The 26,662-nt window shown below is 73.0% G+C and carries 28 protein-coding genes; 15 read left to right on the forward strand and 13 right to left on the reverse strand.

Annotation, left to right across the window (positions count from 1 at the left end; translation table 11 throughout):
• Nucleotides 1–115 precede the first annotated feature (115 nt).
• Nucleotides 116–868: a DedA family protein gene (locus tag ACFYM6_RS28045; protein ID WP_387280277.1), complete on the forward strand. Its 753-nt coding sequence runs from the start codon at nucleotides 116–118 to the stop codon at nucleotides 866–868.
• A gap of 816 nt (nucleotides 869–1,684) precedes the next feature.
• Here the strand turns inward: ACFYM6_RS28045 and ACFYM6_RS28050 are convergent.
• Nucleotides 1,685–2,821 carry an RNA-guided endonuclease InsQ/TnpB family protein gene (locus ACFYM6_RS28050; protein WP_387280279.1) on the reverse strand — a complete coding sequence of 379 codons (1,137 nt, stop codon included), beginning with the start codon at nucleotides 2,819–2,821 and terminating at the stop codon, nucleotides 1,685–1,687.
• A gap of 170 nt (nucleotides 2,822–2,991) precedes the next feature.
• Here ACFYM6_RS28050 and ACFYM6_RS28055 point away from each other — a divergent pair, with 170 nt between their 5' ends.
• Complete coding sequence (locus tag ACFYM6_RS28055; protein ID WP_387280281.1) at nucleotides 2,992–4,080, forward strand: CapA family protein; 1,089 nt, start codon at nucleotides 2,992–2,994, stop codon at nucleotides 4,078–4,080.
• Nucleotides 4,081–4,153: 73 nt separating this feature from the next.
• On the opposite strand, the gene gdhA is transcribed toward ACFYM6_RS28055, so the two are convergent.
• Both gdhA and ACFYM6_RS28065 read right to left on the reverse strand, forming a co-directional pair.
• On the reverse strand, nucleotides 4,154–5,491 hold the full coding sequence (gene gdhA, locus ACFYM6_RS28060) for an NADP-specific glutamate dehydrogenase (RefSeq protein ID WP_387280283.1): 1,338 nt from the start codon (nucleotides 5,489–5,491) through the stop codon (nucleotides 4,154–4,156).
• A gap of 215 nt (nucleotides 5,492–5,706) precedes the next feature.
• Nucleotides 5,707–7,173 (reverse strand): PLP-dependent aminotransferase family protein, encoded by a 1,467-nt coding sequence (locus tag ACFYM6_RS28065; protein WP_387280285.1) that lies wholly within the window; start codon nucleotides 7,171–7,173, stop codon nucleotides 5,707–5,709.
• Between ACFYM6_RS28065 and ACFYM6_RS28070 the strand changes: the two genes are divergently transcribed.
• The 3 genes from ACFYM6_RS28070 to ACFYM6_RS28080 all read left to right on the forward strand — a co-directional run bounded on the left by ACFYM6_RS28070 (nucleotide 7,172) and on the right by ACFYM6_RS28080 (nucleotide 9,942).
• On the forward strand, nucleotides 7,172–8,185 hold the full coding sequence (locus tag ACFYM6_RS28070) for a DMT family transporter (protein WP_387280287.1): 1,014 nt from the start codon (nucleotides 7,172–7,174) through the stop codon (nucleotides 8,183–8,185). The genes ACFYM6_RS28065 and ACFYM6_RS28070 overlap by 2 nt on opposite strands.
• Nucleotides 8,186–8,273: 88 nt before the next feature.
• Nucleotides 8,274–9,245, forward strand: a complete 972-nt coding sequence (locus tag ACFYM6_RS28075) for a pirin family protein (RefSeq protein WP_387280289.1) — start codon at nucleotides 8,274–8,276, stop codon at nucleotides 9,243–9,245.
• 31 nt (nucleotides 9,246–9,276) lie between these two features.
• Nucleotides 9,277–9,942, forward strand: coding sequence for a hypothetical protein (locus ACFYM6_RS28080; protein ID WP_387280291.1), 666 nt, complete (start codon nucleotides 9,277–9,279; stop codon nucleotides 9,940–9,942).
• Between the two features lie 212 nt (nucleotides 9,943–10,154).
• Here the strand turns inward: ACFYM6_RS28080 and ACFYM6_RS28085 are convergent, their stop codons facing one another.
• Together ACFYM6_RS28085 and ACFYM6_RS28090 are read right to left on the reverse strand one after the other, a co-directional pair.
• Nucleotides 10,155–10,817: a DUF1345 domain-containing protein gene (locus ACFYM6_RS28085; protein ID WP_387280292.1), complete on the reverse strand. Its 663-nt coding sequence runs from the start codon at nucleotides 10,815–10,817 to the stop codon at nucleotides 10,155–10,157.
• An 8-nt stretch (nucleotides 10,818–10,825) separates the two neighbouring features.
• Nucleotides 10,826–11,095, reverse strand: coding sequence for a DUF2795 domain-containing protein (locus tag ACFYM6_RS28090; protein WP_357445842.1), 270 nt, complete (start codon nucleotides 11,093–11,095; stop codon nucleotides 10,826–10,828).
• Between the two features lie 153 nt (nucleotides 11,096–11,248).
• Here ACFYM6_RS28090 and ACFYM6_RS28095 point away from each other — a divergent pair, with 153 nt between their 5' ends.
• Nucleotides 11,249–11,656, forward strand: a complete 408-nt coding sequence (locus ACFYM6_RS28095) for a DUF2267 domain-containing protein (RefSeq protein WP_387280294.1) — start codon at nucleotides 11,249–11,251, stop codon at nucleotides 11,654–11,656.
• Nucleotides 11,657–11,744: 88 nt separating this feature from the next.
• Here the strand turns inward: ACFYM6_RS28095 and ACFYM6_RS28100 are convergent, their stop codons facing one another.
• Nucleotides 11,745–12,902: a CaiB/BaiF CoA transferase family protein gene (locus tag ACFYM6_RS28100; RefSeq protein ID WP_387280296.1), complete on the reverse strand. Its 1,158-nt coding sequence runs from the start codon at nucleotides 12,900–12,902 to the stop codon at nucleotides 11,745–11,747.
• A gap of 260 nt (nucleotides 12,903–13,162) precedes the next feature.
• On the opposite strand from ACFYM6_RS28100, the gene ACFYM6_RS28105 reads away from it, so the two are divergent.
• The 4 genes from ACFYM6_RS28105 (at nucleotide 13,163) to ACFYM6_RS28120 (ending at nucleotide 15,946) form a co-directional block, all read left to right on the forward strand.
• A complete protein-coding gene (locus ACFYM6_RS28105) occupies nucleotides 13,163–14,182 on the forward strand; it encodes a TerC family protein (protein WP_387280297.1) in 1,020 nt (339 codons plus the stop codon).
• A gap of 94 nt (nucleotides 14,183–14,276) precedes the next feature.
• Complete coding sequence (locus ACFYM6_RS28110; RefSeq protein WP_387280299.1) at nucleotides 14,277–14,876, forward strand: sulfite oxidase-like oxidoreductase; 600 nt, start codon at nucleotides 14,277–14,279, stop codon at nucleotides 14,874–14,876.
• Between the two features lies 1 nt (nucleotide 14,877).
• Nucleotides 14,878–15,639: a ferredoxin reductase gene (locus ACFYM6_RS28115; protein WP_387280301.1), complete on the forward strand. Its 762-nt coding sequence runs from the start codon at nucleotides 14,878–14,880 to the stop codon at nucleotides 15,637–15,639.
• A gap of 13 nt (nucleotides 15,640–15,652) precedes the next feature.
• Nucleotides 15,653–15,946: a DUF6510 family protein gene (locus tag ACFYM6_RS28120; RefSeq protein WP_357445855.1), complete on the forward strand. Its 294-nt coding sequence runs from the start codon at nucleotides 15,653–15,655 to the stop codon at nucleotides 15,944–15,946.
• 65 nt (nucleotides 15,947–16,011) lie between these two features.
• Here the strand turns inward: ACFYM6_RS28120 and ACFYM6_RS28125 are convergent, their stop codons facing one another.
• Nucleotides 16,012–17,235: an MFS transporter gene (locus ACFYM6_RS28125; protein ID WP_387280303.1), complete on the reverse strand. Its 1,224-nt coding sequence runs from the start codon at nucleotides 17,233–17,235 to the stop codon at nucleotides 16,012–16,014.
• 432 nt (nucleotides 17,236–17,667) lie between these two features.
• Here ACFYM6_RS28125 and ACFYM6_RS28130 point away from each other — a divergent pair, with 432 nt between their 5' ends.
• On the forward strand, nucleotides 17,668–18,201 hold the full coding sequence (locus ACFYM6_RS28130) for a GNAT family N-acetyltransferase (RefSeq protein ID WP_387280305.1): 534 nt from the start codon (nucleotides 17,668–17,670) through the stop codon (nucleotides 18,199–18,201).
• A 51-nt stretch (nucleotides 18,202–18,252) separates the two neighbouring features.
• Here ACFYM6_RS28130 and ACFYM6_RS28135 read toward each other — a convergent pair whose 3' ends face one another.
• The 3 genes from ACFYM6_RS28135 to ACFYM6_RS28145 form a co-directional block, all read right to left on the reverse strand.
• The gene (locus ACFYM6_RS28135; RefSeq protein ID WP_158074027.1) at nucleotides 18,253–18,411 is read right to left on the reverse strand and encodes a hypothetical protein; all 159 of its coding nucleotides are present in this window, start codon (nucleotides 18,409–18,411) and stop codon (nucleotides 18,253–18,255) included.
• Nucleotides 18,408–19,019: a 30S ribosomal protein S4 gene (rpsD, locus tag ACFYM6_RS28140; RefSeq protein WP_387280307.1), complete on the reverse strand. Its 612-nt coding sequence runs from the start codon at nucleotides 19,017–19,019 to the stop codon at nucleotides 18,408–18,410. Before rpsD ends, ACFYM6_RS28135 begins: the two co-directional genes overlap by 4 nt.
• Before the next feature lie 83 nt (nucleotides 19,020–19,102).
• Nucleotides 19,103–20,551, reverse strand: coding sequence for a M20/M25/M40 family metallo-hydrolase (locus ACFYM6_RS28145; protein ID WP_387280309.1), 1,449 nt, complete (start codon nucleotides 20,549–20,551; stop codon nucleotides 19,103–19,105).
• Nucleotides 20,552–20,721: 170 nt separating this feature from the next.
• On the opposite strand from ACFYM6_RS28145, the gene ACFYM6_RS28150 reads away from it, so the two are divergent.
• Nucleotides 20,722–22,020: an NAD(P)/FAD-dependent oxidoreductase gene (locus ACFYM6_RS28150; protein WP_387280311.1), complete on the forward strand. Its 1,299-nt coding sequence runs from the start codon at nucleotides 20,722–20,724 to the stop codon at nucleotides 22,018–22,020.
• 40 nt (nucleotides 22,021–22,060) lie between these two features.
• Here ACFYM6_RS28150 and ACFYM6_RS28155 read toward each other — a convergent pair whose 3' ends face one another.
• The 3 genes from ACFYM6_RS28155 to ACFYM6_RS28165 all read right to left on the reverse strand — a co-directional run bounded on the left by ACFYM6_RS28155 (nucleotide 22,061) and on the right by ACFYM6_RS28165 (nucleotide 25,103).
• Nucleotides 22,061–23,227 carry an AI-2E family transporter gene (locus ACFYM6_RS28155; protein WP_387280313.1) on the reverse strand — a complete coding sequence of 389 codons (1,167 nt, stop codon included), beginning with the start codon at nucleotides 23,225–23,227 and terminating at the stop codon, nucleotides 22,061–22,063.
• A 42-nt stretch (nucleotides 23,228–23,269) separates the two neighbouring features.
• The gene (locus tag ACFYM6_RS28160) at nucleotides 23,270–24,061 is read right to left on the reverse strand and encodes a spermidine synthase (RefSeq protein WP_387280315.1); all 792 of its coding nucleotides are present in this window, start codon (nucleotides 24,059–24,061) and stop codon (nucleotides 23,270–23,272) included.
• Nucleotides 24,062–24,125: 64 nt separating this feature from the next.
• Nucleotides 24,126–25,103 (reverse strand): DUF2267 domain-containing protein, encoded by a 978-nt coding sequence (locus ACFYM6_RS28165; protein ID WP_387280317.1) that lies wholly within the window; start codon nucleotides 25,101–25,103, stop codon nucleotides 24,126–24,128.
• Between the two features lie 202 nt (nucleotides 25,104–25,305).
• Here ACFYM6_RS28165 and ACFYM6_RS28170 point away from each other — a divergent pair, with 202 nt between their 5' ends.
• From ACFYM6_RS28170 to ACFYM6_RS28180, 3 genes are all read left to right on the forward strand, one after another.
• Nucleotides 25,306–25,617, forward strand: coding sequence for a hypothetical protein (locus ACFYM6_RS28170; protein WP_387280319.1), 312 nt, complete (start codon nucleotides 25,306–25,308; stop codon nucleotides 25,615–25,617).
• Between the two features lie 138 nt (nucleotides 25,618–25,755).
• Complete coding sequence (locus ACFYM6_RS28175) at nucleotides 25,756–26,097, forward strand: STAS domain-containing protein (RefSeq protein WP_387280321.1); 342 nt, start codon at nucleotides 25,756–25,758, stop codon at nucleotides 26,095–26,097.
• Between the two features lie 69 nt (nucleotides 26,098–26,166).
• Nucleotides 26,167–26,613 (forward strand): response regulator, encoded by a 447-nt coding sequence (locus tag ACFYM6_RS28180; protein WP_387280323.1) that lies wholly within the window; start codon nucleotides 26,167–26,169, stop codon nucleotides 26,611–26,613.
• The last annotated feature ends 49 nt before the right edge of the window (nucleotides 26,614–26,662 follow it).

Raw genomic sequence — 26,662 nt, forward strand, 5'->3', positions numbered from 1 at the left:
TGTCGCCTGGTCCGCGCCTGCGGGTGGCCGGCCTCGCGGGTGACGCTCTGGCCCTCCGCAGCCGGCCGGCGACGGTTTCGTGGTCGCCGGCCGCGGCGGACCGTAACGTAGTCGGATGATCGGAAACGCACAGCTCCTGCTCGGCCCCCGTGTCAACGCCCCGAGGGCCGCGGAGCCGGCCGGTGACGGGCCCGTCGGCTGGGTCACCGGCCTGGTCGAACGGCTCGGCGGCCCCGGCGCCGGTCTCGCCGTGGCACTGGAGAACCTCTTCCCGCCCATCCCCAGCGAGGTGATCCTCCCGCTCGCCGGGTTCACCGCCAGCCAGGGCCGGATGAGCCTGCCCGGGGCGATCCTCTGGACCACCCTCGGCTCGGTGCTGGGTGCGCTCGCCCTCTACCGGATCGGCGCCGCCCTCGGCCGGGACCGGATGCGCGCCATCGTGGCCCGGCTGCCGCTGGTCAAGCTGGAGGACGTCGACCGTACCGAGGCGTGGTTCCTCCGGCACGGCGTCAAGGCGGTCTTCTTCGGCCGGATGATTCCGATCTTCCGCAGCCTCATCTCCATCCCGGCCGGCGTCGAACGGATGCCCGTGCCGATCTTCCTGCTCTACACCACGCTGGGCAGCCTGATCTGGAACAGCGTCTTCGTACTGGCCGGCTACCTGCTCGGCGAGAACTGGCACGTGGTCGAGACGTACGTCGGGACGCTGCAGAACGTCGTCATCGTGGTCTGCGTGGGCGCGGTCGGCTGGTTCGTGTTCAGCCGGGTACGCCGGGCGCGACGGTCCCGGTCGGTCCCGGTCGAGCCGCCTCGCGGGACCCTGTACCGGGGCGGCTGGTACGTGCCCGAGGAGAGCGACGACCGGTAGCTCGCGGGTCCCGTCTCGCCTGTCGCCGCTGCTGGGCATGGCCCGCCGCTTGTTCGGTCGCGGATGGGGGTGCGGCCCGGCGCCGTCTCCGGTCGCTGCTGGGTGTGGCCCGCCGTGCCCGGCTCCGGGCGGTCAGGCTTGATCCCTGCGCCTGTCACGGCGGGCCACACCCGCGTCGTGCTTGCGCGCCGCCCGGCTGTGCGGGCCTGCGTGGTCCGCGCATCGGGTACGGGGTGTGCGCTGGCCCCGGAGGCACGCCTCGCTGCGGGTGCCTCTGCTCGGGGCTGTACTTTCGAGGAAAGTGTGGTCTTTCGGCGGTCGGAGGGCCACTTTCCCGGAAAGTGGTGGCTCGACGGCCGGCTAGACGTTGATCGACTCGGTGTGCGGTATGCGGCGGCATTGGTGGTTGCCGGATGGCGGCGCCGTTTACGCGACATGGAGTGGATCACCCGAGGTTTGCTGCCGCCGATCGGGGTGGTGGCAGGACATACCGCTGACCGAGGCTGCGCAGACGGTGCAGGTGTCGGCGTACCCGGACGCGTACGCCCAGTGGGAGCAGCAGGCCGCTGACCTAGTCGCCCAGCACTGGAACAGCTGACAACCACGCGGCAATCCGAATGGGCCCTCCCTCTTGAGAGGGATCCTTTCGTGTTCGTCCCTCCTAGCGGACCGGAGCTGAGAAGACTTCCGGAGTTGACATCTCCCGGCCTTGAAGGGGCCGGGGTTCTCACGGTTGCCCGTGAGGTTTCCTGTTTCATTGCCGACTGCCTTTCCGGGAGGTTTCCCTTGAGGTCTTACATCAGCTCCGCAGGCGTTTTACCTCTCCGCCAGCCCGGCGGCGAGGATGTTGCGTGCAGCGTTGATGTCCCGGTCGTGCTCAGCTGTGCAGCCTGGGCATGTCCAAGTGCGGATATTGAGTGCGAGGGTGGTGTTGACCTGTCCGCACTCCGAGCAGGTCTTGGACGACGGGTACCACCGGTCGACGGGGATGACCTTACGCCCGTACCACTGGGCTTTGTACTCCAGCATGCTGCGGAACTGGCCCCAGGCCGCGTCGGAGATGACGCGGGCCAGGCGGCGGTTGCGGAGCATGTTACGCACGCTGAGGTCTTCGATCGCGACCGTTTGGGTCTCACGGACGAGTCGAGTGGTCAGCTTGTGCAGGTGGTCGCGCCGCCGGTCGGCGATACGGGCATGAATCCGGGCCACTCTGAGCCGGGCCTTCGCCCGGTTCGCGGAGCCTTTCTCCTTGCGGGACAGGTCGCGCTGCGCCTTGGTCAGCTTGCGCCGGTCGGCCTGCCCGTAACGCGGGTTGGCCACCTTGCCCTGCTCGTCGCTCACCCCGGGCATCGGGTGGGACAGGGTGAGCAGGCTGGTGATGCCCGCGTCCACACCCACCTCGACCGCGACGGGCGGCAGCGGCTTCACCGTCGGGTCCTCCACCAGCAGGGACACGAACCAGCGGCCAGCGGCGTCCCGGGACACCGTGACCGTGGAGGGCTCCGCCCCCTCGGGCAGCGGCCGCGACCACACGATATTCAGCGGGGTGTTCATCTTCGCCAGAGTGAGCTGACCGTCGCGCCACCGGAATGCCGAGCGCGTGTATTCGGCCGACGCCCGCGACTTGCGCTTGGACTTGAACCGCGGGTACCGGGCCCGCTTGTCCCAGAACGCCACGAACCCCGCCTGAAGATGCCGCAACGTCTGCTGCAACGGCACCGAACTGACCTCGTTCAGAAACGCCAGGTCATCGGTGCGCTTCCACCCGGTCAGCCACCTCGACGACTGCACATACGTGGTGCGCTGGCGGTCCACCGCCCACGCCCGAGTGCGGGCTTCCAACGCCCGGTTGTACACCAGACGTACGCACCCGAACGTCCGGTTTATCTGTTCGGCCTGCTCAGGAGACGGATAAAAGCGGTACTTGTAAGCCCGCTTCACCACCTCACCCACGCCCCCACCCTACCAACCGTCCATGTAAGACGGTCACCGAAGGGGAGGGGGCGGCGTTTCCTCCCGGCCGTAAACGGCCGGGTTTCCACGCCGCAATTCCGATGAGGGTGAAGCTGGGCCTTGCGGCCATGCTGGCGTTGCTGGTGGGGGCCTGTACCGAATCGGCGCGAGTGAGTCCGGGACCGTCCACCGCCCCACGCGCCGTGGCACCGGCCCCGGCGCCGAAGAACCAGCTCACCGTGGTGGCCGCCGGTGATCTGCTGGTGCACCCGCCGCTCACCGAGCAGGCCGCCACCGACGCGCAGGCGGCGGGCCGTACCGGGCACGACTTCACCCGGGTGCTCGGCGCGATTCGTCCCCGGGTGAGCGCTGCCGACCTCGCCATCTGTCACATGGAGACGCCGCTGGCGGATCCGCAGGGCCCGTTCACCGGATGGCCGGCCTTCAGCGTCCCGCCGGAGTTGGCCGACGCGGCGGCCTGGGCCGGATTCGACACCTGCTCCACGGCATCCAACCACTCGCTGGACACGGGCATGGAAGGCATCACCCGGACCCTGAACAACCTTGACCGGGTCGGGCTGCGGCACGCCGGCACAGCCCGCAGCGCCGAGGAAGCGGCCCGGACAAACATCCTCGACGTGGCGGGCGTGAAGGTCGCCCAGCTGTCGTACGCGCTGAGCTTCAACGACATCCCACTGCCGGCGGGCAGGCCGTGGGCGGCGAACCTCATCGACCGGGACGCCATCCTCGCGGCGGCGCACCGGGCGCGGGCGGCGGGCGCGGAGATCGTCATCCTCTCCATGCACTGGGGGACCGAGTACCAGAACGCGCCGAACGACGACCAGCTGGACCTCGCCCAGGAGTTGCTCGCCTCGCCCGACGTCGATTTGATCATCGGACACCACGCCCACGTGGTACAGCCGTTCGAGAAGATCGGCCGGAAGTGGGTCGCCTACGGGATGGGCAACCTGACCGCCCGGTTCGATGACGGCTCCCCGGAGAACACCCAGGACGCCGTGGTGCCCGAGTTCACCTTCACCCGCACCAATTCCGGCGGCTGGGAGGTCACCAATGTGAGCGTGCTGCCGACCTGGATGGAGTACCACCCGGCGGCTCGGGTAGTCGACCTGGTCGGCGCGGCCAAGGACCCGGCGGTGTCCGCCGGGCAGCGGGCGCACTATGCCGAGACCGAGAAGCGGATCAACGGGTACGTGGGCATGCGCGGCGCCTTCGAGGCGGGGCTGCGCCCCCTCTCCTGACTCGCCGGTGGGTGCCGGGCGACCGTGACGGATGCGCCTCCACCACGGTCGCCCGGCCGCCCGCAGTGGTCGCTCACACCAGGCCGTGCGCGAGCATCGCCTCCGCCACCCGCCGGAAACCGTTGATGTTCGCGCCGGCCACGTAGTCACCCGGCAGGCCGTACTCCTGCGCGGTGGCCCAGCAGCGGGCGTGGATGTCCCGCATGGTCTCCCGCAGCCGCTGCTCCGACTGGACGAACGTCCACGAGTCGCGGCTGGCGTTCTGTTGCATCTCCAGTGCGCTCACCGCCACGCCGCCCGCGTTGGCCGCCTTGCCCGGGGCGAACTTCACCCCCGCCCGGCCCAGGATCCGCACGGCCTCCGGTGTGGTGGGCATGTTCGCCCCCTCCACCACCGCGATGCAGCCGCCGGCCACCAGCGCGGCGGCCTCCGCGCCGCCGATCTCGTTCTGCGTCGCGCACGGCAGCGCCAGGTCGCAGGGCACCTCCCAGACGGTACGACCGGTGACCGCCACCGCGTCCGGCACGTGCTTGACGTAGTTGTCGAGTCGGACCCGGCGCTCCTCCTTCAGCTCCCGCAGCAACTCCAGGTCGATGCCCTGCTCGTCCAGCACGTACCCGTGCGAGTCGGAGCAGGCCACCACCCGGCCGCCGAGCTGGTGCACCTTCTCGATGGCGTAGATCGCCACGTTGCCCGAGCCGGAGACCACCACCCGCTTGCCTTCCAGGCTGTCCCCGGCCTGCTTCAGCATCTCCTCGGCGAAGAAGACCGCCCCGTACCCGGTCGCCTCCCGGCGCACCTGCGCGCCCCCGTACGACAGGCCCTTGCCGGTGAGGACCCCCGACTCGTATCGGTTGGTGATCCGCTTGTACTGGCCGAACAGGTAGCCGATCTCCCGGCCGCCGACGCCGATGTCGCCGGCCGGCACGTCGGTCTGCGCGCCGATGTGCCGGTACAGCTCGGTCATGAAGCTCTGGCAGAAGCGCATCACCTCCCGGTCCGAGCAGCCCTTCGGGTCGAAGTCCGCGCCGCCCTTGCCACCTCCGATCGGCAGGCCGGTCAGCGCGTTCTTGAAGATCTGCTCGAAGCCGAGGAACTTGACGATGCCCAGGTAGACCGACGGGTGGAAGCGCAGCCCGCCCTTGAACGGGCCCAGTGCGCTGTTGAACTCCACCCGGAAGCCGCGGTTCACCCGGATCCGGCCGCGGTCGTCCTCCCATGGCACCCGGAAGATGACCTGCCGTTCCGGCTCACAGATCCGCTCGATGATCCGTGCGTGCGCGTACTCGGGGTGGCGGGCCAGGGCCGGGCCGATGCTCTCCAGCACCTCCCGTACCGCCTGGTGGAACTCGGGTTCACCCGGGTTGCGGTTGACCACGTCCGCGAACACCGTCTCGATGGTTTCCGGCATCACCCGACACGTCCCTTCCGGTCCCGGGCTGCCCCCGTCGCCCCCACCGGATCGGCCTCGCGCCGACCGCCCCCGGATACGATAATCACCATCGTCCGGTTCACTGGTCCCGTGGACGAGTTGATCTGGGACGCCGCGCGAGCCTCCCGTGACTGGCTGGACGGCGCCAACGGCACCGGGGACACCGAGCTGACCTGCCGGTGGCACCCTCATTCTCACCGCGGGTTGGTGAATCGGCCGGCTGGTGCGGGCGGCTCGGCCGGCTGACCTCGTGGCCGGCGCGCGTCGGTGACGGCTTCGGCGGCGCGAGCGAGGCGGTGGACGGCCTCGTCCATGAGATCGGGCGGGGCCGCGGCGTAGGTCAGGCGCAGGTGCGGCGCCGGGGGTTCGGCCGCGTACCACGGGCGGCCGGGGAAGACGATGACGCCTTCGGTGGCAGCCGCGGCGGCCAGCGCGACGTCGTCGGTGCCGTCGGGCAGGCGGACCCACAGGTGCAGGCCGCCACGGGGGATCATCGCTGGGGCGAGCTGCGGCAGGTGCCGGCGTAGCGCCGTCAGCAGCGCCTCGCGCCGCGCCCGCAGCGCGGTGCGCAGGGTGCGGCGGTGCCGGGGCCAGGACGGGGCGGTGACGAACTCCAGCGTGGCCTGCTGCAGCGGACCGGCCACGAAGAAGTCGTCGAGCAACCGGGCTGAGCGCAGCCGGGCACCGGCCGGGCCGCGGGCACCGATCGCGGCGACCCGCAGCCCGGGAGCGGCGGACTTGGTCAGTGAGCGCAGGTAGACAACATGCCCGTCGGGGTCGTCGGCGGCCAGCGGTGGTGGGCCCTCTCCGTCGATGCTGAGGTCGCGGGCGTAGTCGTCCTCGATCAGGAACGCGCCGGCGTCTCGGACGGCGTCGGCGACCCCGGCTCGGCGGTGAGCTGCCAGGCTCGCACCGGTCGGGTTGGCGTGTAGCGGTTGGCAGTAGAACAGTCGCGCGCCGGTGCGGGCGAACGCGGCGGCGAGCTGGTCCGGGCGTACGCCGTCGGCGTCGGCGGGCACCGGCACCACCCGCAGCCCGGCGGCCCGGGCCGTGGCCAGCGCCCCCAGGTACGTCGGAGACTCGACGAGCAGGGTGTCGCCGGGCGCGGCGAGCGCGCGCAACGCCGACGACAGCGCCGCCTGCCCGCCCGGGCAGATCACCATGTCGTCGGCGTGCAGCCCGGTCCCGGCCTCGCGGGCGAACCAGGCGCGCAGGTCCGCGCGTCCCTCGGCCGGTCCGCGCTGCCAGGCCGCGGGCTGCCGGGCGGCGCGGGCGAGCGCGGCGCCGAGCGCCGCGGCCGGCTGCAGATCGGCGTCCAGGTAGCCGCCGGACAGCGGAATCGCTCCCGGCCGCGGTAACGCCAGTAACGCCTGCATCTCCTCCTCGCCCGGTCTGCGCGCGCCGAGCGCCACCGTCTGCCAGGACAGGTCAGGTGCGCGGCGCTCGTCCGGCCGGGCGGCCACGAAGGTGCCCTTCCCCGGTCGCGTCTCGATCAGCCCTTGCGCCACCAGTTGTCGGACCGCCTCGGCGACGGTGACCGGCGAGGCCTGGTGCCGGGCGGTCAACTCGCGCACCGAGGGCAGCCGTGTGCCGGCGGCCGCGGCGGCCGTGAGCGCGCGCAGATCTTGGATAACGCGATCCGCTGCGTTACCGTTGTCCATGAAGCGGAAGAGTAGCGCTACTGTGGCCGCCACGGTAACGGCGGAACGGTTCATCGGCCTGACCCTCGGCGCGCTGGGCGTGCTCGCCTTCAGCATGTCGCTGCCCGCCACCCGCGTCGCCGTGGGGCACCTCGACCCGTGGTTCGTGGCCTTCGGTCGGGCCGTCGGGGCGGCGCTACTGGCCTGGGCGTATCTGCATTTCACCGGCGCGCCGCGGCCCACCCGCCGCCAGTGGCGGCGGCTGTCGATCGTGGCCGTCGGCGTCGTCGTCGGCTTCCCGCTGTTCACCTCGCTGGCACTGACCACCCAGACCGCCGCGCACGGTGCGGTCGTCATCACCGTGCTGCCCGCCATGACCGCCGTGTTCGCGGTACTGCGGGCCGGCGAGCGCCCACCGCTGCTGTTCTGGGTCGCCAGCGGCGGCGGGCTGGTCGCGGTGCTCGCCTTCCTGATGACCAGCGGGGCGGTGCACGGCGCGCTGTCGACCGCCGACCTGTTCCTGCTCGCGGCGGTCGTCCTGTGCGGGCTGGGCTACGCCGAGGGCGGCTCGCTCGCCCGGGAACTCGGCGGTGCCCGGACGATCTGCTGGGCGCTGCTGCTCTCGCTGCCCGTCACCCTGGTCATCACGCTCGTCGCCGCCGTGGCGAATCCCCCGCACGCCGACGCCGCCGCCTGGTCGGCGTTCGGCTATCTCACCGCGATCTCCATGTTCCTGGGCTTCTTCGCCTGGTACGCGGGCCTGGCCCGAGGTGGCATCGCCCAGGTCGGCCAGCTCCAGCTCGCCCAGCCGGTACTCACCCTGCTCTGGTCCGCGCTGCTGCTGGCCGAGACCGTCACCCCGGCCTCGATCGGCGCGGCGCTGGTCGTGCTGGCCTGCGTCGTACTGATCCAGCGCACCCGCGACAGCACACCGGCGTCCGCCGAAAGCACGTCCGCCCCCCGCCGACCGGCGGCGGGGCAGGCGGCGCCCACGCCGACGCGGACCGGGCCGGCGGGTCGCCGGGCGCGCTGATCGCCAGCCCGTGCACCCGCTCCGCGTCGGCCCGGCGGAGGGTGTGAACACGGTGACCGCCGCGGCGAGCTGCGCGTAGAGTCGGGCGGTGGACCGTACCGAATCGCTGCCGGCGCAGACCGTCCCACCTGGCGCGGCGCCCACCGACCCGGGCAGCGTGCTGCTGCCCGGGCACGACGTGCCGCTGGGCCGCTACACCACGGTGCGGCGGCTGCTGCCGCAGCGGCAGCGGCGGATGGTGGGCGCCTGGTGCTTCGTCGACCACTTCGGACCGGATGACGTCGCCGAGCGGCCGGGCATGGAGGTGCCGCCGCATCCGCACACCGGGTTGCAGACCGTCACCTGGCTGGTCGACGGAGAAATCCTGCACCGGGACAGTCTGGGCAACGTCCAGCCGATCCGTCCGGGGCAGCTCAATGTGATGACCTCCGGTCACGGCATCGCCCACTCGGAGCGGTCACCGGCGGCGCACCCCCCGGTCATGCACGGCGTCCAGCTCTGGGTGGCGCTGCCGGATCCGGCGCGGGCCGGCGCGGCGGACTTCGCCCACCATGCGGAGCTGCCCCGCTGGCGCGACGGCGACCTCGACGTGACCCTGCTGGTCGGCGAGGTGGGCGGCGAGCGTTCGCCGGCCGTGGTGCACACCCCGCTGGTGGGCGCGCAGTTCGAGGTCCGCGGGCCGGCGCCGGCGACCTTGCCGCTGCGCCGTGACTTCGAGTACGGCCTGCTGGCGATGTCCGGCTCCGCGGAGGTGGACGGGGTGCCGTTCGCGCCGGGGGCGCTGCTCTACCTGGGCTCCGGTCGGGCCGTGCTGACCCTGCGCGCCGCCCCGGGCAGCCGGCTGCTGCTGCTCGGCGGTACGCCGTTCGAGGAGCCGCTGGTCATGTGGTGGAACTTTGTGGGCCGCTCACACGAGGAGGTCGCCGCTGCCCGGGAGGACTGGATGGCGGGCCGCCGGTTCGGCGCCGTCGCCGACGATCCGGCGCCCCCGCTGCCGGCTCCGGCGCTGCCCACCACGCGACTGAAGGCGCGGGACCGCAGCGGCAGTGTGTTCGGCTGAATGCCTGGCTCCGGCGCGGGTAGACCCGGGTATGCCGACCAGTGTGATTTCCAGCATCGAGGACAAGAAGCGGCTCGTCCGCCGGCTCGCCGGGGACGGCCGGGGGTTCGCCGAGCGGTACGGGTTCCGGGTCATCAACAACCCGTCCTCCCTGTTCCAGGTGCTCTACCTGTCCGTTCTGCTGGCCCGCCGCGGCGACTACCGCAAGGCTGTCGACAGTGCGGTGGCGCTCCGGGACAGCGGATGGGACAGCGCCGCCCGGCTGGCCCGGTCGTTGCACGCCGACCGGGTACGGGTGCTGCGCGAGGCGGGCCAGCGCGGCGATGTGGATCAGTTGGCCACCGTGCTCGGTGACCTGGCCCGTGCCGTGGTGGACCGTTACCGGGGCGACCTGCGCCGGTTGCGGACCGCGGCGCATCAGGATCCGGCCCGGGAACGGCGGTTGCTCCGCGACCTGCCCGGTGTGGACGACGACGTGATCGAGTTGTTCCTGCGCGAGGCCCAGGCGGTGTGGCGCGAGGTGGCGCCGGTGGCCGACAAGCGGGCCCTGGTCGCGGCCCGCCGGCTGGGGCTCGGCCGCTCCGCCGACGACCTGGCCGGGCTGGCCGGCAGCGGTGAGTCGGAGCGACTGGCCTGGCTGGTGGGTGCACTGGCCCGAGTGGACCTGGAGAAGCGGTACGCGGAGCTGACGAGCTGATCGGGACGTGCGGCGCGACACAGTTTCGCGATAGTCACCCGTTCGGCTGATGTTGCATTGTATGATGATCGTGGCAGCGATGCCCGCCCGGTTCGGGCGAAGATCCACCGCTTGATGGTCGCGACCCGGTTCGGGGCGCGGACCACCAAGGACAGGTGCTGCGTGGCGCCCCAGGTCGCGGTTCGTGACCCGGGGCGCCCGCCTGTCCGGGCTTATCGCGCCAGGCTCGCCACCAGGTTGACGGTGGCCGCGATGATGACGGATCCGAAGAGGTACGCAAGCAGCGTGTGGGCGAGCACGGTCCGCCGCATCTCGGTGCCGGACAGGTCGGTGTCCGAGACCTGGAACGTGGCCCCCACCGTGAACGCCAGGTAGGCGAAGTCCGCGTAGCAGGGCGGTTCGGGTTGGTGGAAGTTCACCCCGCCCGGCGTGCCGCTGTAGTACAGCCGGGCGTACCGGGCGGCGAACAAGGTGTGCACCACGAACCAGGAGACCACCACGCTGAGTACGCCCAACCCGGCGTTGGCGTCCAGCGGAAGGCCGGGCTGGGCGGCGTGCGTCTTGGTCAGCACCACCCCGACCCCGACCAGGCTGGCCATGCAGGCGACCAGCAGGAGCACGTCCCGGACCGCCCGATTCGGATCCTCGCTCACGGCCAGCCGCGCCGTCCGGGCGGCGTCCAGTCGCCACAGCCGGCCCCAGACCAGGGCCAGCCAGGCCAGCGCGGCGGCGTCCCAGCCCACCAGCGGGCCGAGTGCCGGTGAGGCCAGCACCCCGAACAGTCCACCGCAGACGACCCCGACCAGCCCCATCACGGCGAGCTGGACCCGGGCCGGGGTGTGCCCGTCCGGGACGCCGCGGCCCGGGCTCCGCACCGGCGGTGTCAGATGCCGCGTACGTGCTGCGAGACCCGGTTGTGCTTGTCCCGGGCCTGCGCCGCGCGCTGCGACCGGTCGACCTCGGGGGCGGCGTCGATGCCCGCCGAGCGGGCCACCTCATTGCCGTTGGCGTAGTCCACCGGCGGCAGCGCCCGCAGCGCCTGCAACACGTCCGGCGGCGCGCCCTCCCGTTCGGCCTCCCGGATGACGTCGTCCTTGCCGGCCGGATAGTCCAGCGCCGACAGGTAGTCCAGGACGTCGGTGTAACTCGCCATGAGTCGGGCTCCTCGCGCCTCGGTTGCGGTCACGACCGGCGGCGGTTACCCGCCGGGCCGCCGGTCACGCACGGGACGGGCGGAAAATCCCGTCGTTTCCGCGCCCCGGTGGCGGGTAGGCGGCCGATCCGCAGACCGAAGGGGGCACCACCGATGCAATACCTCACCTTCGTCGACCAGGTCGCCCGGCGTACCGGGACGTCCGAGGAGCGGGCGGCGGAGCTGGCCCGGGCCACGTTGGAGACCCTGGCCGAACGGTTGACCGGCGGCGAATTGCTGGATCTCGCCGCGCAGCTGCCGAAGGGGCTCCAGCGGATGCTCAAGCCCCACCCGAGTGCCGAGGCGGCCGAACGGTTCGGGGCGGCCGAGTTCGTCGCCCGGGTCGCCCGACGGGCCGACATCGACGAGAACGCCGCGCGGGACACCATTCGGGCCGTGTTCACCACCCTGCGCGAGGCGATCACCGGCGGGGAGTTCAACGACGTGGTGGTGCAGTTGCCCCGCGATTTCCGGGACATCGTGGAACCGGCACTCGCGCCGGCCAGCGCGCGCCGCAGGTGAGCCACGCCGCTCGGCCGCCCTGAGCGGCCGTGCCGGCGCGCCGGAGGGCTGACGAGGCCGCCCGCTGCGGCGCCGCCCCCGGTTGCGGTCAGGCGACCCGGCCGGCGGCGCGCAGGGCGGCGATCCGGTCGGGGTCGAAGCCGGCCTCGGCGAGCAGTTCGTCGGTGTGCTCGCCGGGCCGCGGGGGCGGCCGGCGTACGGCCGTGGGCGTCGCCGAGAAGCGTGGCGCGGGCGCCGGTTGGGTGATCCCGTCGTGGTCGACGAAGACGCCCCGGGCCGCCAGGTGCGGGTGCTCCGGCGCCTCCGTCCAGTCCAGCACCGGCGCGACGCAGGCGTCGGATCCGGCGAGCAGCTCCGTCCACTCGTCCCGGGTCCGGGTGCGGAACAGGCGTGCCCACGCCGTACGCAGCGCGGGCCAGTTGGCCGGGTCGGTCCGGTCCAGGGCCTCGTCGCCGGCCAGCGGGAAACCGGTGCGCCGGACCAGCTCGTCGTAGAACCGCGGTTCCAGCGGGCCCACCGCGAGGTACCGCCCGTCGGCGCACTCGTACGTGTCGTAGAAGGGGGCGCCGCCGTCGAGCAGGTTCACCCCGCGCCGGTCCTGCCACCTGCCGGCCGCGCGCAGCGCGTGGATCTGGGTGGCCAGCACCGACACGCCGTCCACGATGGCCGCGTCGACGACCTGGCCGGGTGCGCCGGCCCGGACCGCGTACAGGGCGGCGACGACGCCGAGGGCCAGCATCATCCCGCCGCCGCCGAAGTCGCCGAGCAGGTTCATCGGCGGCACCGGGCGCTCGCCGGCACGGCCGATGCCGTGCAGCGCGCCGGTCAGCGCCAGGTAGTCGATGTCGTGGCCGGCGGTGTGGGCGAGCGGTCCGTCCTGGCCCCAGCCGGTCATCCGCCCGTACACCAGCCGGGGGTTGACGGCGAGGCAGTCGTCGGGGCCGAGGCCGAGCCGCTCGGTGACCCCGGGCCGGAAACCCTCGAGCAGCGCGTCCGCCCCGGCCACCAGCGCCAGCACCACCTCCCGCCCCTCGGCGGACTTGAGGTCGACGGCGAGCGAGCGGCGGTTGCGGGTGAGCAGGTCGCCGGACATGCCACCGAACCCGTCCGGGGCGGTGCGGTCGACGCGGACCACGTCCGCGCCGAGGTCGGCCAGCATCATCGCGGCGAACGGGCCGGGCCCGATGCCGGCCAGCTCGATCACCCGTACGCCGGCGAGCGGCCCGACCGGGGCGTCGTCAGTCATCGCGTCACCATAGGGCTCGGCTGCGCCGCACACCATGGTCGCCGCCGCGTACAGCGGTTGACCAGGGCAATCATCTGGCCAGCGGGTGCGGCCGGGGACTTGGCGCGCGAGTTGAGGTTGCCCTAACCTGGAGCGCGCGAGGGGAGTACTTCCCACGAACCATTCCGGTCAGTACGGCGTGCCCGGCACGCCTCGGGTGGTTGCCCACGAAGGGTGGGTGAAGGAGACCTCGAACATGACACGGTGTTCGAGGAGATTCCATGACCGAATTGTCGTACCTGTCCGCGGCTGAGCTGTCGACGGTCGGCACCCCCACCCTGTGGGCGGTGACCATCGCCGGCGTGCTCGCCCTGCTGGTGCTCGACTTCCTGGTCACCCGCCGCCCGCACGAGGTGTCGCTCAAGGAGGCCCTCGGCTGGTCGGCCTTCTACGTCGCCCTGCCGCTGGCCTTCGGCGCCTGGGTCTGGTCCCGGTACGGCTCGGAGCTGGGCGTCCAGTACCTGACCGGCTACCTGGTGGAGAAGTCGCTCTCGGTCGACAACCTCTTCGTCTTCATGCTGCTGCTGGCGGCGTTCGCGGTGCCCACGGTGCTGGCCCAGCGGGTCCTGCTCTACGGCATCGCGGGTGCCTTGGTGCTGCGCGCGGTCTTCATCGCCCTCGGCGCCGCCGCCCTGCAGAACCTCGACTTCGCCTTCCTGCTCTTCGCGATCATCCTGATCGCCACCGCGGTCAAGCTGCTCCGCGACGCGCTCTCCGGGCACGAGCAGGAAGTCGACATCAACAAGATGCGGTCGGTGAAGCTCCTCCGCAAGGTCATGCCGGTGGTCGAGGAATACCAGGGCACCAGGATGACCGTGCGGCAGAACGGCCGCCGCGCGCTCACCCCGCTCGCCCTCGTGGTGGTCGCGGTGCTCGCCACCGACGTGGTCTTCGCCGTCGACTCGGTGCCCGCCGTCTATGGCATCACCGAGGACCCCTACCTGGTCTTCGCCACCAACGCGTTCGCCCTGCTCGGCCTGCGCGCGCTCTACTTCGTGCTGCACGCGGCGCTGAGCCGTCTGGTGCACCTCAGCTACGGCCTGGCCGTCATCCTCGCCTTCATCGGCGTCAAGCTCGGCCTGCACTGGGCGCACGGCGTCTGGCCGGGGGTGCCGCAGATCCCCACGCTCGCCTCGCTCGGCGTGATCATCGGCGTCCTCGCGGTGGTCACCCTGACCAGCCTGCGCGCCACCCGGAACCGGGAAGCGGGCGACGCGGAGGTCGTCGCCGAGCGGCACTGAACCCGCCGGACGGGGCCGCCGCGGTGGACACCCACCGCGGCCGGTCCGGCCGAACCCCACGCCCGGCCCACCCCTCGGGTGGTACGACTGACGGGTGGGAATCGTGTCGCCGGGCTTCCAGGGCCGGCCCCGCACGGCCGAGCCGGCCCTGCCGCCGGGGCAGTACCTCACCGAGGACTGGCCGGTGCTCTCCGCCGGCCCGACGCCGAAGGTGCCGCTGGACACCTGGGAGTTCGTCGTCAGCACCGAGACCGGGGCCGAGTTCCGCTGGTCCTGGTCCGAGCTGATGGGCCTGCCGCAGGAGACGCCGACGGTGGACATCCACTGCGTCACCCGCTGGTCCAAGCTCGGCACCAACTGGCAGGCCGTCTCGCTGGACACCCTGCTCGAGGGCATCGACACCGAAGCGCGGTACGCGCTGGCCCACTCGTACGGCGGGTACACCACGAACCTGCCGCTGGACGACCTGCGCGGCGGGCGGGCCTGGGTGGCGCACACGTACGAGGGTGGCCGGCTCCCGGCCGAGCACGGCGGCCCGGCCCGGCTGCTCGTGCCGCACCTCTACTTCTGGAAGTCGGCGAAGTGGGTGCGGGGCATCCGGCTGCTCGTCGACGACCAGCCCGGTTTCTGGGAGACCGCGGGCTACCACGACTACGGCGACCCGTGGCGCGAGCAGCGCTACCAGGGCGACTGAGGTGTCCGCGCCCCCGGCCGGCAACCGGGTCGCCGCGCCGCTGACCTGGCGGGTGGCCCGCCTGGCCGAGCGCCGGATCGAGACGCCGACCGCGCAGACCCTGGTCCTGGACGTGCCCGGCTGGCCGGGGCACCTGCCGGGGCAGCACGTCGACGTCCGGCTCACCGCCGCCGACGGCTACCAGGCGGCCCGGTCGTACTCGCTCGCGGAGCCGGCCGACGCCGGCCGGATCGCGTTGACCGTGCAGCGGGTGCCCGACGGGGAGGTGTCGCCGTACCTGATCGACGTGTGGGCCGCGGGCGACCCGGTGGAGGTACGCGGGCCGGTCGGCGGCTGGTTCGTCTGGCGTACCGAGGAGACCGCACCGGTGCTGCTGGTGGCCGGCGGCTCCGGCGTGGTGCCGCTGATGGCCATGCTCCGGGCCCGCCGCGCCGCCGGCAGCCGGGCGCCGTTCCGGCTGATCTACTCGGTCCGCAGCCCCACCGACGTCTTCTACGCCGACGAACTGCGCCGCCGCGTCCGCGAGGACCAGGGCCTGGACGTCGCGTACGTGTACACCCGCCAGGCGCCGGAGGACTGGCGGGGCGAACCGCACCGGATCAACCTGGCCGACGTCAACACCCACGGCTGGCCGCCCGACCTGGACCCGCTCTGCTACGTCTGCGGTCCCACCGGCTTCGTGGAGACCGTGGCGGACCTGCTGGTGGGCCTGGGCCACCCGACCCGGCGGGTGAAGACCGAACGCTTCGGACCGACCGGGTGATCGAGGAGGGCGCATGACCGACATGTCCTACCTGGACGGCAACATGCTGGACGGGCCGCTGCGGGAGATCTTCGCGGTGGACCTCAGCACCGCCACCGGCCGGTGCGCGCACTGCGGCACGGCCGGCCCGATGGCCGGGCTGCACGTCTTCTCCCACGCCCCCGGCCTGGTCGGCCGCTGCCCGGTCTGCGAGCAGGTGATGCTGCGGCTGGTCCGCGCGCCCGACCGCGCCTGGCTGGACCTGCGCGGGGCCACCGTCCTCGAGCTGCCGATGCCGCTCGACCAGCCCCACCCCGGCCCGCTGTAGGCCCGCGACAGCGCTCACTGACCCGGTCGCCGGTGGGGAGGCCGGCCGGCCTCCCCACCGGCGGTTCAGCCGGCCGTGTCCGCGAGTCGTCGCCAGGCCAGCGCGGTGAGCACCGCGAGCGCGCCGGCGGCGAGCCAGAACGGCGCCAGGAGACTTCCCGTCACCTGGGCGACGAGCCCGCCGGTCACCGTGCCGACGGCGGCCCCGCCGAGATCGGCGAGCGAGTAGACGCTGTTCACCCGGCCGCGCAGCCGGTCCGGCACGAGCCGCTGCCGCAGCGACACCACGAGCACGCCCCACACCATCGCGTGCACGCCCCAGACGGCGAGGGCCGCCCCGGCCACCCAGGGCTGCCGGGTGGTCGCCAGCACGACCTGGAGCCCGATCTCCATCAGCAGCCCGGTGCGCAGCAGCGTGGGGGTGCCGAACCGGGCCCGCAGCCGGGTCGCCAGGGTGCTCCCGGCGAGCCCGCCGAGCGCGGAGGCGGTCAGCAGCAGGCCGTAGCCGACCTCGGTGAGGCCGAGCCGCTGCCGGGCATACAGCACGAACGCGGCGAACGCCGCGCAGAACGCCACGTTCATCACCGCGATGCAGCCGGCGAGGGTCCGCAGCACCGGTACGGCCCACAGGGCGCGTAGTCCGGCGGCGATGTCCGCCCGCAGCGAGCGCTTCGGGCCGGCGTCCGCGGTCGCCGCGGGTGGGACCGGCCGCCAGCGCAGCAGGGCCAGCAGCAGCGCGGCCAGCCCGAAGGTGGCCGCGTCGAAGCCGAACGGCAGCGCCGCCGCGACCACGAAGAGGTACGCCCCGAGCGGCTTCGCGGCGAACTGGTTACCGATCACGAAGGTGGCGAAGAGGCGGCTGTTGGCCTGCTCCAGCCGCTCGGGCGGGACCACCGACGGCAGCAGCGCCCCGGCGGCGGTGTCGGCCAGGGTCTCCCCGACGCCGGCGAGGAAGAAGGCCAGGCAGATCAGTGGCACGGTGGCCACCCCGGCGAGCACCGCCCCGGCCAGGGCAGCGAGGACCAGGCCCCGGCCGACGTTGACCCCGATGATCAGCCGGCGCCGGTCCAGCCGGTCCACGAGCGCCCCGCTGACCAGGGCGAACAGCAGCCAGGGCAGTTGCGGGGCGAGGGCCGCGGCGGCCACCGCGGCCGGGTCCGGGGTGAGCGAGGCGACCAAGAGCGGGCCGGCGACCAGGGTGACGCCATCGCCCAGGTTGGAGACGGCGGTGGCGGTCCAGAGGCGGCGGAAGTCGCGGCCGAGCCGGCCGGTGGGAACGGCGAGCGTCATGCCGGCCACCGGAGAGGGGTATTCGGTCCGGGCACGACGGGGTGCCCGGACGGATTGTCCGGAAACACGAGGATCTCCCTCGGAAGCGATGTGGTGGCGTACGCACGCCAGGACGGGGGACCCGCGAGGGCGGGTCGCCTGATCGCTTCGCGGCGAGGGGTGGTGTCGAGGGATCGACCCGGGAACCCGGGGGAGGGCGTGGTGGGGTCGACGGTCCGGCGGGGTGCGCCGGGTGGGCCGGGCGGCGGGCGCCGTCGGCGGCTCGGGTCAGGACACCATGGTCCCCAGCGGCGAAGCGGAAACCAGCACCGTGTCGAACAGAACCTTCGCCATCCGAGACCTCCCGTCGTCCGGCCCCACGCTAGGCGATCACGATCCGGCGGGCGACCCCGATTGGACAGCGGACCGGCCGGTGGCCGAGAGTGAGGCCCCGTGAGATACCTGCGTACCGACGGTCGGGTGGGCATCCGGCGACCGCGGCCCGCCGACGAGGCCGAGTTCATCGCCGCCGCCCGGCGCAGCCAGGAGCTACACCACCCGTGGCTGTCCGCCCCCGACGACGCCGAGCGGTACGCCGCGTACCTGCGCAAGATCCGGGGGCGGGACAGCTCCGGCTACCTGTTCTGCGACCAGGCCACCCGGGAGATCGCCGGATACGCCACCATCAGCGGCATCGTCATGGGCGCGCTGCGCGGCGGCTACCTGGGTTACGCCGCCTTCCTGCCGTACGCCGGCACCGGGCACGCCTCGGCCGGGATCCGCCTGGTCATCGCGCACGCCTTCACCGCGCTCGGACTGCACCGGCTGGAGGCGAACATCCAGCCCGGCAACGAGCCGTCGAAGCGGCTGGCCCGCCGCCTCGGCTTCCGGCTGGAGGGCTTGTCGCCCGACTACCTCTTCATCGATGGCGCCTGGCGGGACCACGAACGGTGGGCGATCACCGCACCGGAGCCCGAGCGGCCCTGACACGGCGGTGGCAGCCGCCGTTCCGGGCGACCGCCACCGTGTGCCGTCGGCTCAGCGGCCGGGCCCGCGCGCCTGCGGGCGCTGCCCGGTCAGCCGCTGCAACTTCGCCTCCTTGTGCTCCACCCGCCGGCGCTGCCGGGGCGTGAGCCGCGGACGGCCACTCTGCTGCTGGTAGTTGGACACGCGCCGGTCGGTCGGCAGGATGCTCACAGCGGGCCCCCTTCGATGGTCTGGACGGCGAGCGGGACGTCCCGCAGCGCCGGCACCTCCTGGCGCTGCGGCTCCCGGGTCAGCGTCGCGGTGCCACGGTCCGCCCGGACATCCAGGAAGGGCGGGCTGTCGCCCGCGGCCTGGTCGGCCATCGCCACGGCGACCGGGGCGCGGCTCTGCCGGTCCGGCCGGACCTGGATGGTCTGCCCCGGGCGGACCAGGTACGAGGCCCGGTTGACCTTGCCGCCGTCGACCGTGAACGTGTTGTGCGCGACCAGGTCGCGAGCCTCGTTGATGGAGCGGGCGAACCCGGCGCGGTGCACCAGCGCGTCCATCCGCTGCTCCAGCTGGCCGATCAGGTTCTCCGTCGAGTCACCGGGTTGGCTGACGGCGGCCACCAGGGCCCGGGCCAGTTGCCGGTCCCGCAGCTCGTAGCGGGCGCGTACCTGATGCCGTGCGGTGTCGTCCAACCAGGGGCCCCCAGGCGCGCGTCGCGGCCCGCCGCGTACGCCCACCGGATGCCGCTGCCGCCGCATGCGGTAGCCGTATGCGGGGTGGATCGGGAACACGTCCTCCGGCGCGGGACGTACCGTGGTCCGGACCGCCATGTCGTTCTCCTCCCTCGGCTCTCGCGGTCCCTCCACCCTCCCTCGCCGCCGGGTGAGGTCACCCCACCCGGTCCGGGTGACGCTCAGCTGCCGGGCCTCGGGAAGGCCACCGGGCTGCGGTGCCCGTCCCGGTCCACTGCCCGGACGCCGAAGAAGACGTTGTCCTTGGACAGGTCGATGGTCACCTCGGTGACGTCACCGACCGGGAGCACCTTCTGCCACTCGGCCGCGGTGGTCTCCCGCCACACCACCTCGTAGCCGGCGAGGTCGGGTTCGGTGCCGCGCTGCCAGCGCAGGGTGGTGTCGTTGGTCAGGTTGGTGGTGACGATGGTGACCCTCTTCGGGGTGCCCGGCGCCTGGGCCAGGGACCAGAGCGTGGCGCCGTTCACCCGGGCGACCCGGGTGATGTAGTCGAAGTCGCAGAACTCCGGCAGGTCCCCGTACTGGACGCCGTCGACCGTCCGGACGTCCTGGTGCTGGTGGGCGAAGTCCTCGTTCGGCTCGGTGAACCGCCCGGCCGGCCAGCCCTGGCGCAGGAACGAGATGTGGTCGCTGCCGCGCAGGTAGCGGTCCCGCCGGTAGACGACCCGGACCCGCATCCCGGTCGCCCCGTTCTCCGCGACGTCGCTGACGAACCGGGCGAGCTGGCGGGACGGGGAGTCGTTCTCGCCGCCGACGGACTGCCGCGTGTTCGCCTCGGCCGGGGTCTCGGCGGTCGGCACCCCCTCGGCGAAGAGTCGGACGCTACGCGGGTCGCGGGTGCCGTCGTCGGCGGTGCTGCTGCCGACGATGTCGTTGCTGAACATGCCCTGCACGTCCACGCCCGCCGCCTTCAATTGCCCGGCCAGGTACGTCGAGCCGTACAGGTTCTGCTCCTCGCCGGCCACGGCGGCGAACACGATGGTGGCCTCGGTGCGTCGGGTGGCCATCACCCGGGCCAGCTCCATGACCACCGCCACGCCGGAGGCGTCGTCGTCGGCGCCCGGGGCGTCGCTCACCGCGTCCATCACGTCGGTGGCCCGGGAGTCGTAGTGGCCGGTGATCACGTAGACCCGGTCCGGGCTGGCGTCGCCGCGCAGGGTGGCCACCACGTTGGTGATCCGGGTGGCGGTGGGGATCCGGGAGGCGGGCTGCTGGACGTACGACTGGAGCTCCACCGTCATCCGGCCGCCGGAGGCGGCGGCGTATTCGGAGAGCTGCTGGTGGATCCAGTCCCGGGCGGCGCCGATGCCCCGGACCGGGTCGTCCTGGCTGGAGAGGGTGTGCCGGGTGCCGAAGGCGGCGAGCCGCCGTACGGTGGCCTCGATGCGGTCCCGGTCGACCTCGCGCAGCAGCGCGGACAGCTCCCGGCCGGGCGGCTGGGGCACGATCGGGTGGCCGGGCCCGGGCGGCGCGACCGCCTCCTCGGCGGTGGCAGGCGTGGCGGCGAACGGTGCGGCGACGGTGGCGGCGGTGGCTGCGGCGGAGGCGGTCAGGAAGGTGCGCCGGGTCGACCTCGTGGGCCGGTCGCCGGCGGTCTCGTGCGATCTCATCCGCGCATCCTCGCCCCTGGCCACGAGGTTTGTCTATATCGTCTGCCCTGGATGCGACGGCCGTGAGGTCACCCTGTACGGGTGAGTGGCCCGTTCCGCGGCACGGGATTCGGCCGTCGCGGACGGGATGCCCACGTTTGTCGGGCGTGTCGACGGGAACGGCAGTGGACATGACGAAACCTCGTGTGGTGATCGTGGGTGCCGGGTTCGCCGGATACCACGCGGCGAAGACGTTGAGCCGGCTGGCCAGCAGGCGGGCGGAGACCGTCCTGCTGAACACGACCGACTACTTCCTCTACCTGCCGCTGCTGCCCGAGGTCGCCGCCGGGGTGGTCGAACCGACCCGGATCTCCGTGCCGCTCGCCGGCACCCTCGACGGCGTCCGGGTGGTGATCGGCGAGGCGAACCGGGTCGACCTGCACAACCGGTGGGTCGGCTACCGGTCGCCGGAGGGCGACGAGGGGCAGCTCGCCTACGACCGGCTGGTGCTCTCCGTGGGCAGCGTCAACAAGCTGCTGCCGATCCCCGGGGTCACCGAGTACGCGCACGGCTTCCGTGGCCTGCCCGAGGCGCTCTACCTGCACGACCATGTGGTCCGGCAGATCGAGTTGGCCGAGGTGACCGACGACCCGGCCGAGCAGCGGGCCCGGACCACCTTCGTGGTGGTGGGCGCCGGCTACACCGGCACCGAGGTGGCGGCGCACGGGCAGCTCTTCACCGACCGGCTCATCGCCCAGCGGCCGCACCTGAAGGTACGTCCGCGCTGGATGCTGCTCGACGTGGCGCCCCGGGTGCTGCCCGAGCTGGACCAGCGGATGTCGATCACCGCCGACCGGGTGCTGCGCCGGCGGGGCGTCGACGTCCGGATGGGGACCTCGGTCTCCGAGGCCACGCCGGACGGGGTCATGCTCACCGACGGCGAGTACGTCCCGACGTGCAGCCTGGTCTGGTGCGTGGGGGTACGTCCCGACCCGTTCGTCGCCGAGCTGGGGCTGCGTACCGAGCGGGGGCGCCTGGTGGTCGACGAGTACCTCAACGTCCCCGGCTACCCCGAGGTGTTCGCCTGCGGCGACGCGTCCGCCGTGCCCGATCCCAGCCGGCCCGGGCAGATCTGCGCCATGACCGCCCAGCACGCGCAGCGGCAGGGCAAGCTCGCGGCGCACAACATCGCCGCCTCCTACGGTCAGGGGGCCCGCAAGCCGTACAAGCACCACGAGTTGGGCTGGGTGGTGGACCTGGGCGGCAAGGACGCGGCGGCGAACCCGCTGAACGTGTCGCTGGCCGGCCTGCCGGCGAAGGCCGTCACCCGCGGCTACCACCTGTTCGCGATGCCGGGCAACCGGGCCCGGGTCGGCGCGGACTGGGTGCTCGACGCCACCCTGCCCCGGCCCGCCGTGCAGCTCGGGTTGGTGCCGGCGAACGCCGTACCGCTGGAGAGCGAGTCGCCCGAGGTGGTTCGCCGCCGCTGAGGCTGGCCGGCGCGGGGTGGCCGCCGGCGCGGAGGATCGTTCACTCCGGTTGTTCTTCTTCTTTCATGCGCTGCCCGCCGGCCGGACGCCCGGATGTGTCGTCCCTTCGGGCGCTCCGGCGGCCCCACCACGACCGGCCCGAGTCGGTGCCGTTGGCCGGCGCGGGCAGCGTACGCAGCCCGGCGGGGGTGAACTCACGCAGCAGGATCTGTGCGATCCCGGCCGCCGGGATGGCCAGCAGGGCACCCAACAGGCCGCCCAGCGCGGCGGCGAGCAGCACGCTGACCAGCACGGTCAGCGGGTTGAGCCGGACTGCGCGGGACATGATGACCGGTGCCAGCAGGTGGTTCTCAGCCTGCTGGTAGAGGATGAAGAAGACCAGCACCACCACGCCGGTGGTGGGGGACTTCAGGAAACCGGCACCGGCTGCGAGGATCGCGCCGATCGTCGCGCCGACCAGCGGGATCAGGTCCGCGATGGCGACCAGCAGGGCGATCACCGCGGCGAACGGCACCCCGGTGACGAGGAGCAGCACGAAGGTCATCCCGCCCAGCAGCACGCTGATCAGCAGGTTGCCGCTGAGGTAGCCGGTGACGGTGCGGGAGGACTCCCGGCCGATCCGGCGCAGCCGCTCCGCGTGGCGGTCGCCGGCCAGGGCCAAGGTCGCGGCGATGACTTTCGGCGCCTCCAGCACCATGAGGTACGAGAGCACCACGACAGCGGCGATCCCGGCGCCGGTCTGGGCCGCCCCCCGGAGCACCCCGATGGCCGGTTGGCCGAGCCGGGACGCGTACTGCTCGATCTGACCGGAGTGGGCGGTGGCGTACTGGCGGAGGTGGAGCCGGTCCAGCAGGTGGCCGATCGGCCCCTGCCCGGCCCTCGCCTCGCGGAGCAACTCCGGCGCCCGCTCGGCGAACCGGGCCACCTCGTGCACCAGCGGCAGCACAATCGCCGCCGTCAGCCCGGCGAGCAGCACAAAGGCGGCCACGAAGACCATCAGGGTGGCCAGCGCCCGGCGCCGGACGAGCCGGCGCTGCAGCCAGTCGACCACCGGCTTGAGGGCGACCGCGAAGAACGCCGCGACGAGCATCCAGGTAAGCACCACCCTGGTCGCCCAGACGAACCCCAGCGCGATCAGGGTGGCGAGCAGCAGACCGATGACGATCAGCGTGCGCCGGACGGTGGACCGGTCGTCGGCGTTGCTCATCCGGCGCGCCTACCCCTGCACGCGGCGCGGAAACCCGGCGGGTCAGTGGTCGGCGAGGTCGGCGTCGGTGGCCGGGCGGGTGCCGGCGAGGAACGCGTCCAGCGTCGCCCCGTGCAGCACGCCGCCGGGCACCGGGTCTCCCGCGGCGCGGGCCACGAGCTTGTCTACCGGCAGCCGGTCGGGGCGGTGGGCGGCGGCGAGCACCAGATTGCCGTACCGCCGGCCGCGGAGCATCCGCCGGTCGGCGACCAGGCAGACGTCGGCGAACACGGCGCACAGGTTGGCCACCTGCGTCCGGGCGAAGACCAGCGGCGGCAGGTCGGTGACGTTGACCAGGTAGATGCCCTCCGGGCGGAGCACCCGGGCCACCTCGGCGACGAACTCGACGCTGGCCACGTGCCGGGGCATCCGGGCCGCCCGGTAGACGTCGGCGAGGACCAGGTCGTACGCCTCGGCCGGCGCGGCGCCCACCGACTCCCGGGCGTCCCCGATCTCCACGGCGATCTCGGGCGGCACCGGGGGCAGCTCCCGGCGGACCAGCTCGACCACGGCCGGCTCCCGCTCGACGACCCGCTGCGCGGAGCCGGGGCGGGTGGCGGCGAGCCAGCGCGGCAGGGTGAGCGCGCCGCCGCCCAGGTGCAGGGCGGTCAACGGACGCCTGGCCGGGGCGGCCAGGTCGACCACCGCGGCCATCCGCCGGACGTACTCGAAATGCAGGTGGCGGGGGTCGGCGACGTCGACGTAGGACTGTTCGACCCCGGCCGCGAGCAGGGTACGCCCGCTCGGCCGGGCCCGGTCCACGACGATCTCCAGACCCTCCGCACCGCTGCCCACGGCGGGCAACGCTACCCGTGCGGCGTGGGCCGGCGGACGGAGTGCCCGCCGGCCCGGGGGCGGCTCAGCCGGCGTTCATGCCGGCGCCCACCTCGTCGATGGCGGCGTCGACCCGCTGGGCCAGGTCCACGTCCAGCGCGCTCACCCCGTCAACCTGCTGGGTCCGTACGGTGATCAGGGCGCTGTCCGATTCGGGCCGGCCGATCTGCGGGCCCCGCCCGGTCTCGGCCTTCAGCTGGTCGAGGCGGTCGAGCACCCGGTCCAGGTTGTCGGCCGGCAGCTCGATGGTGCGCACCAGCGACTGCCGGTCGCTGGACCAGTACGGCAGGCTGGCGAGCGCGTCGCGCAGCTCCTGCTCGTTGAGCGGCGCGGTGGCGGAGGTCGGGCCCACCAGGCCACCGCCGGCCTCCGGCGGCGCGAGCAGGTCCCGCAACCCGTCCGGTACGCGCAGCGACTCGACCAGGTCGCCGTCGGCGTCGGCCAACGCGGCCAGGGTCGCCTCGGCCTGGTAGCGCGCCTGCTCCGGGCTGAGCCGGCTGCGCCGGCCCACCTCGGCCAGGAAGCCCGGCAGGTCCCGGTGTCGATCGATGCCGTCCACCGGCACCACGTCGTGCAGTTTCACCGGCACCGCCGCGAGCAGCCGTTCCCGCTCGGCCTCGTCCAACGCCCAGGCCAGCGCGAGCACGGTCGCCTCCGCCGCGACCTTGGCGGTGGAGAAGTCCACCCCCGCGCGCCGGCTGACATCCTCGACCAGATCTCGGTAGCCCACCCTGGTGACCCCCGCAGCCTGCGGGGTCCGGTTCGGCAGCGCCCGGGGTCGCTCCGGCACGCCGGCCGGCGGCGGGGCGGGACCGCCGCGCGTGGTGTCCGGCTTGCGCCGCCCGGCGGGCGCCGGCCCGGACCGTTCGCGCTGGTCCAGCGAGGTGATCTGCTTGGACGCGCTCAGGCTGGCGCCGGTCTGGCTCGGCCGCCGACCGCGTTCCCGGGCCTCCCGGGCCAGGGTCCGGCGGCGCTGGTTGTCGCCCTCCATCTGCTTGCGCATCGTCGCACCTCGTTCCTCTTCGGGTTGCGCCTTCCGCCGCTGGCCTTCCCGGCGCTGCCGGGAAGGAAACGGGTGCGCCCGGCGACCGGGCCAAGCGGCCGGCGAGCTTCATTCGCTGCGGGTGAGGGTCGCTCACCCGGTGCGGCTGCACGATCGCAATGGACCGGAAGAACTTCCGACGCACGCGGAAGGGAAGGTCGCCATGAAGAGGATCGCCGAGATCGTTCCCGCCCGACCCGGCTGGTACGCACGGTGGCAGGTCAGCCCGGAAACCACCCGCTGCTACCCGGTCACCCTGTGGGCGCTCCTGGAGGAGGCCGACGGCAGCGGCCGCGAGGTCGTCGGCGTCGACTGTGTGGGGCAGTGGCCCGGTGCGGACGACAACGATCCAGGTGGCACGTTCGTCCGCTATCTCTTCCAGACGCCCGACACCGGCGCACCGGAGGACGCCGAGCCCCCCACGCTCGGAGAGCTCCGGGAGTCCGGTCCGCGGCGGCAGCCGGTCACCGCCTGAGCCACCCTCCCCGGCCCCCGGCCCCTGGTCCCAGGGTCGGGGGCCACCCCTGCCCCGGGTGGCGGCTCAACCGACCGGGCCCCGCGTATACTTGCTGCCCTGCAAGCGTCCGTCGCTGGTTGACCGAGAGGGGCCCCGGTGGCGTTCACCGTCACGTACGCCCAGCGGGACGGGGGCGGAGCCTGCCTCCGGCTCGCCGGCGAGCTCGACCTGAGCACCGCTCCACAGCTCGACGCCGCCGTTGACCGGCTGGCCGCCGACGGGCACCACGAGCTGCTCGTGGACCTCACCGAGCTGACCTTCTGCGACTCGGTCGGCATCGCGGCCCTCGTCCGTGGCGACAACCACGCCTCCGCCGAGGGCGGCTGGCTGCGCATCACCGGGGCGACCGGCCGGGTGGCCCGGGTGCTGCAGGTGACCGGGCTGGCCGAGCTGCTGCGATACGAGGCGGACCTGCCGGCCTCGCCGTCGGCCCCGTGACCGACTAGATTTCCCCGCCATAGGTGACCGCCCGGTCCCGTTCCGCCTTCGACCAGAAGCAGGTAAGCCATGGGCCCAGGCACCTCGAACCCGGTACGCATTCTCGTCGTGGACGACGACCCGGGTGACGTCCTGATGATCGAGGAGGCCCTGTCGGACTCGGACGTCGACAAGGTCATCGACGTGGTCAACGACGGGCAGGAGGCGATGGAGTTTCTCCGGCGGGAGGGCCGGCACACCGAGGCCCGGCGACCGGACGTGATCCTGCTCGACCTCAACATGCCCCGGATGGACGGGCGGCAGGTGCTCGGCGCGGTCAAGCGGGACGACGACCTGCGGACCATCCCGATCGTCGTGTTGACCACCTCCAACGCCGACACCGACATTCTCGGCAGCTACACCCTGCAGGCCAACGCGTACGTGACGAAGCCGATCGACCTGGACGACTTCAACGACGTGGTGCACCGCATCGACGAGTTCTTCGGCCGGGTGGCCGTCCTCCCCAAGCAGCGCTGAGTCGACGACGGCGCCGGGTCGCGGGGCGATGCTCGGATACTGAACATTT

Origin of the sequence: Micromonospora sp. NPDC006431 (genome assembly GCF_042870725.1) — a bacterium.
Lineage (GTDB): Bacteria > Actinomycetota > Actinomycetes > Mycobacteriales > Micromonosporaceae > Micromonospora.

Bases quoted from the DNA above. Each gene is read 5' to 3' on its own strand.
- ACFYM6_RS28045 (WP_387280277.1), top strand. From the start codon at position 116: ATGATCGGAAACGCACAGCTCCTGCTCGGCCCCCGTGTCAACGCCCCG.
- gdhA (WP_387280283.1), bottom strand. From the start codon at position 5,491: ATGCCGGAAACCATCGAGACGGTGTTCGCGGACGTGGTCAACCGCAAC.
- ACFYM6_RS28070 (WP_387280287.1), top strand. From the start codon at position 7,172: ATGAAGCGGAAGAGTAGCGCTACTGTGGCCGCCACGGTAACGGCGGAA.
- ACFYM6_RS28065 (WP_387280285.1), bottom strand. From the start codon at position 7,173: ATGGACAACGGTAACGCAGCGGATCGCGTTATCCAAGATCTGCGCGCG.
- ACFYM6_RS28080 (WP_387280291.1), top strand. From the start codon at position 9,277: ATGCCGACCAGTGTGATTTCCAGCATCGAGGACAAGAAGCGGCTCGTC.
- ACFYM6_RS28090 (WP_357445842.1), bottom strand. From the start codon at position 11,095: ATGGCGAGTTACACCGACGTCCTGGACTACCTGTCGGCGCTGGACTAT.
- ACFYM6_RS28095 (WP_387280294.1), top strand. From the start codon at position 11,249: ATGCAATACCTCACCTTCGTCGACCAGGTCGCCCGGCGTACCGGGACG.
- ACFYM6_RS28100 (WP_387280296.1), bottom strand. From the start codon at position 12,902: ATGACTGACGACGCCCCGGTCGGGCCGCTCGCCGGCGTACGGGTGATC.
- ACFYM6_RS28105 (WP_387280297.1), top strand. From the start codon at position 13,163: ATGACCGAATTGTCGTACCTGTCCGCGGCTGAGCTGTCGACGGTCGGC.
- ACFYM6_RS28120 (WP_357445855.1), top strand. From the start codon at position 15,653: ATGACCGACATGTCCTACCTGGACGGCAACATGCTGGACGGGCCGCTG.
- ACFYM6_RS28125 (WP_387280303.1), bottom strand. From the start codon at position 17,235: ATGACGCTCGCCGTTCCCACCGGCCGGCTCGGCCGCGACTTCCGCCGC.
- rpsD (WP_387280307.1), bottom strand. From the start codon at position 19,019: ATGGCGGTCCGGACCACGGTACGTCCCGCGCCGGAGGACGTGTTCCCG.
- ACFYM6_RS28145 (WP_387280309.1), bottom strand. From the start codon at position 20,551: ATGAGATCGCACGAGACCGCCGGCGACCGGCCCACGAGGTCGACCCGG.
- ACFYM6_RS28150 (WP_387280311.1), top strand. From the start codon at position 20,722: ATGACGAAACCTCGTGTGGTGATCGTGGGTGCCGGGTTCGCCGGATAC.
- ACFYM6_RS28155 (WP_387280313.1), bottom strand. From the start codon at position 23,227: ATGAGCAACGCCGACGACCGGTCCACCGTCCGGCGCACGCTGATCGTC.
- ACFYM6_RS28165 (WP_387280317.1), bottom strand. From the start codon at position 25,103: ATGCGCAAGCAGATGGAGGGCGACAACCAGCGCCGCCGGACCCTGGCC.
- ACFYM6_RS28170 (WP_387280319.1), top strand. From the start codon at position 25,306: ATGAAGAGGATCGCCGAGATCGTTCCCGCCCGACCCGGCTGGTACGCA.
- ACFYM6_RS28180 (WP_387280323.1), top strand. From the start codon at position 26,167: ATGGGCCCAGGCACCTCGAACCCGGTACGCATTCTCGTCGTGGACGAC.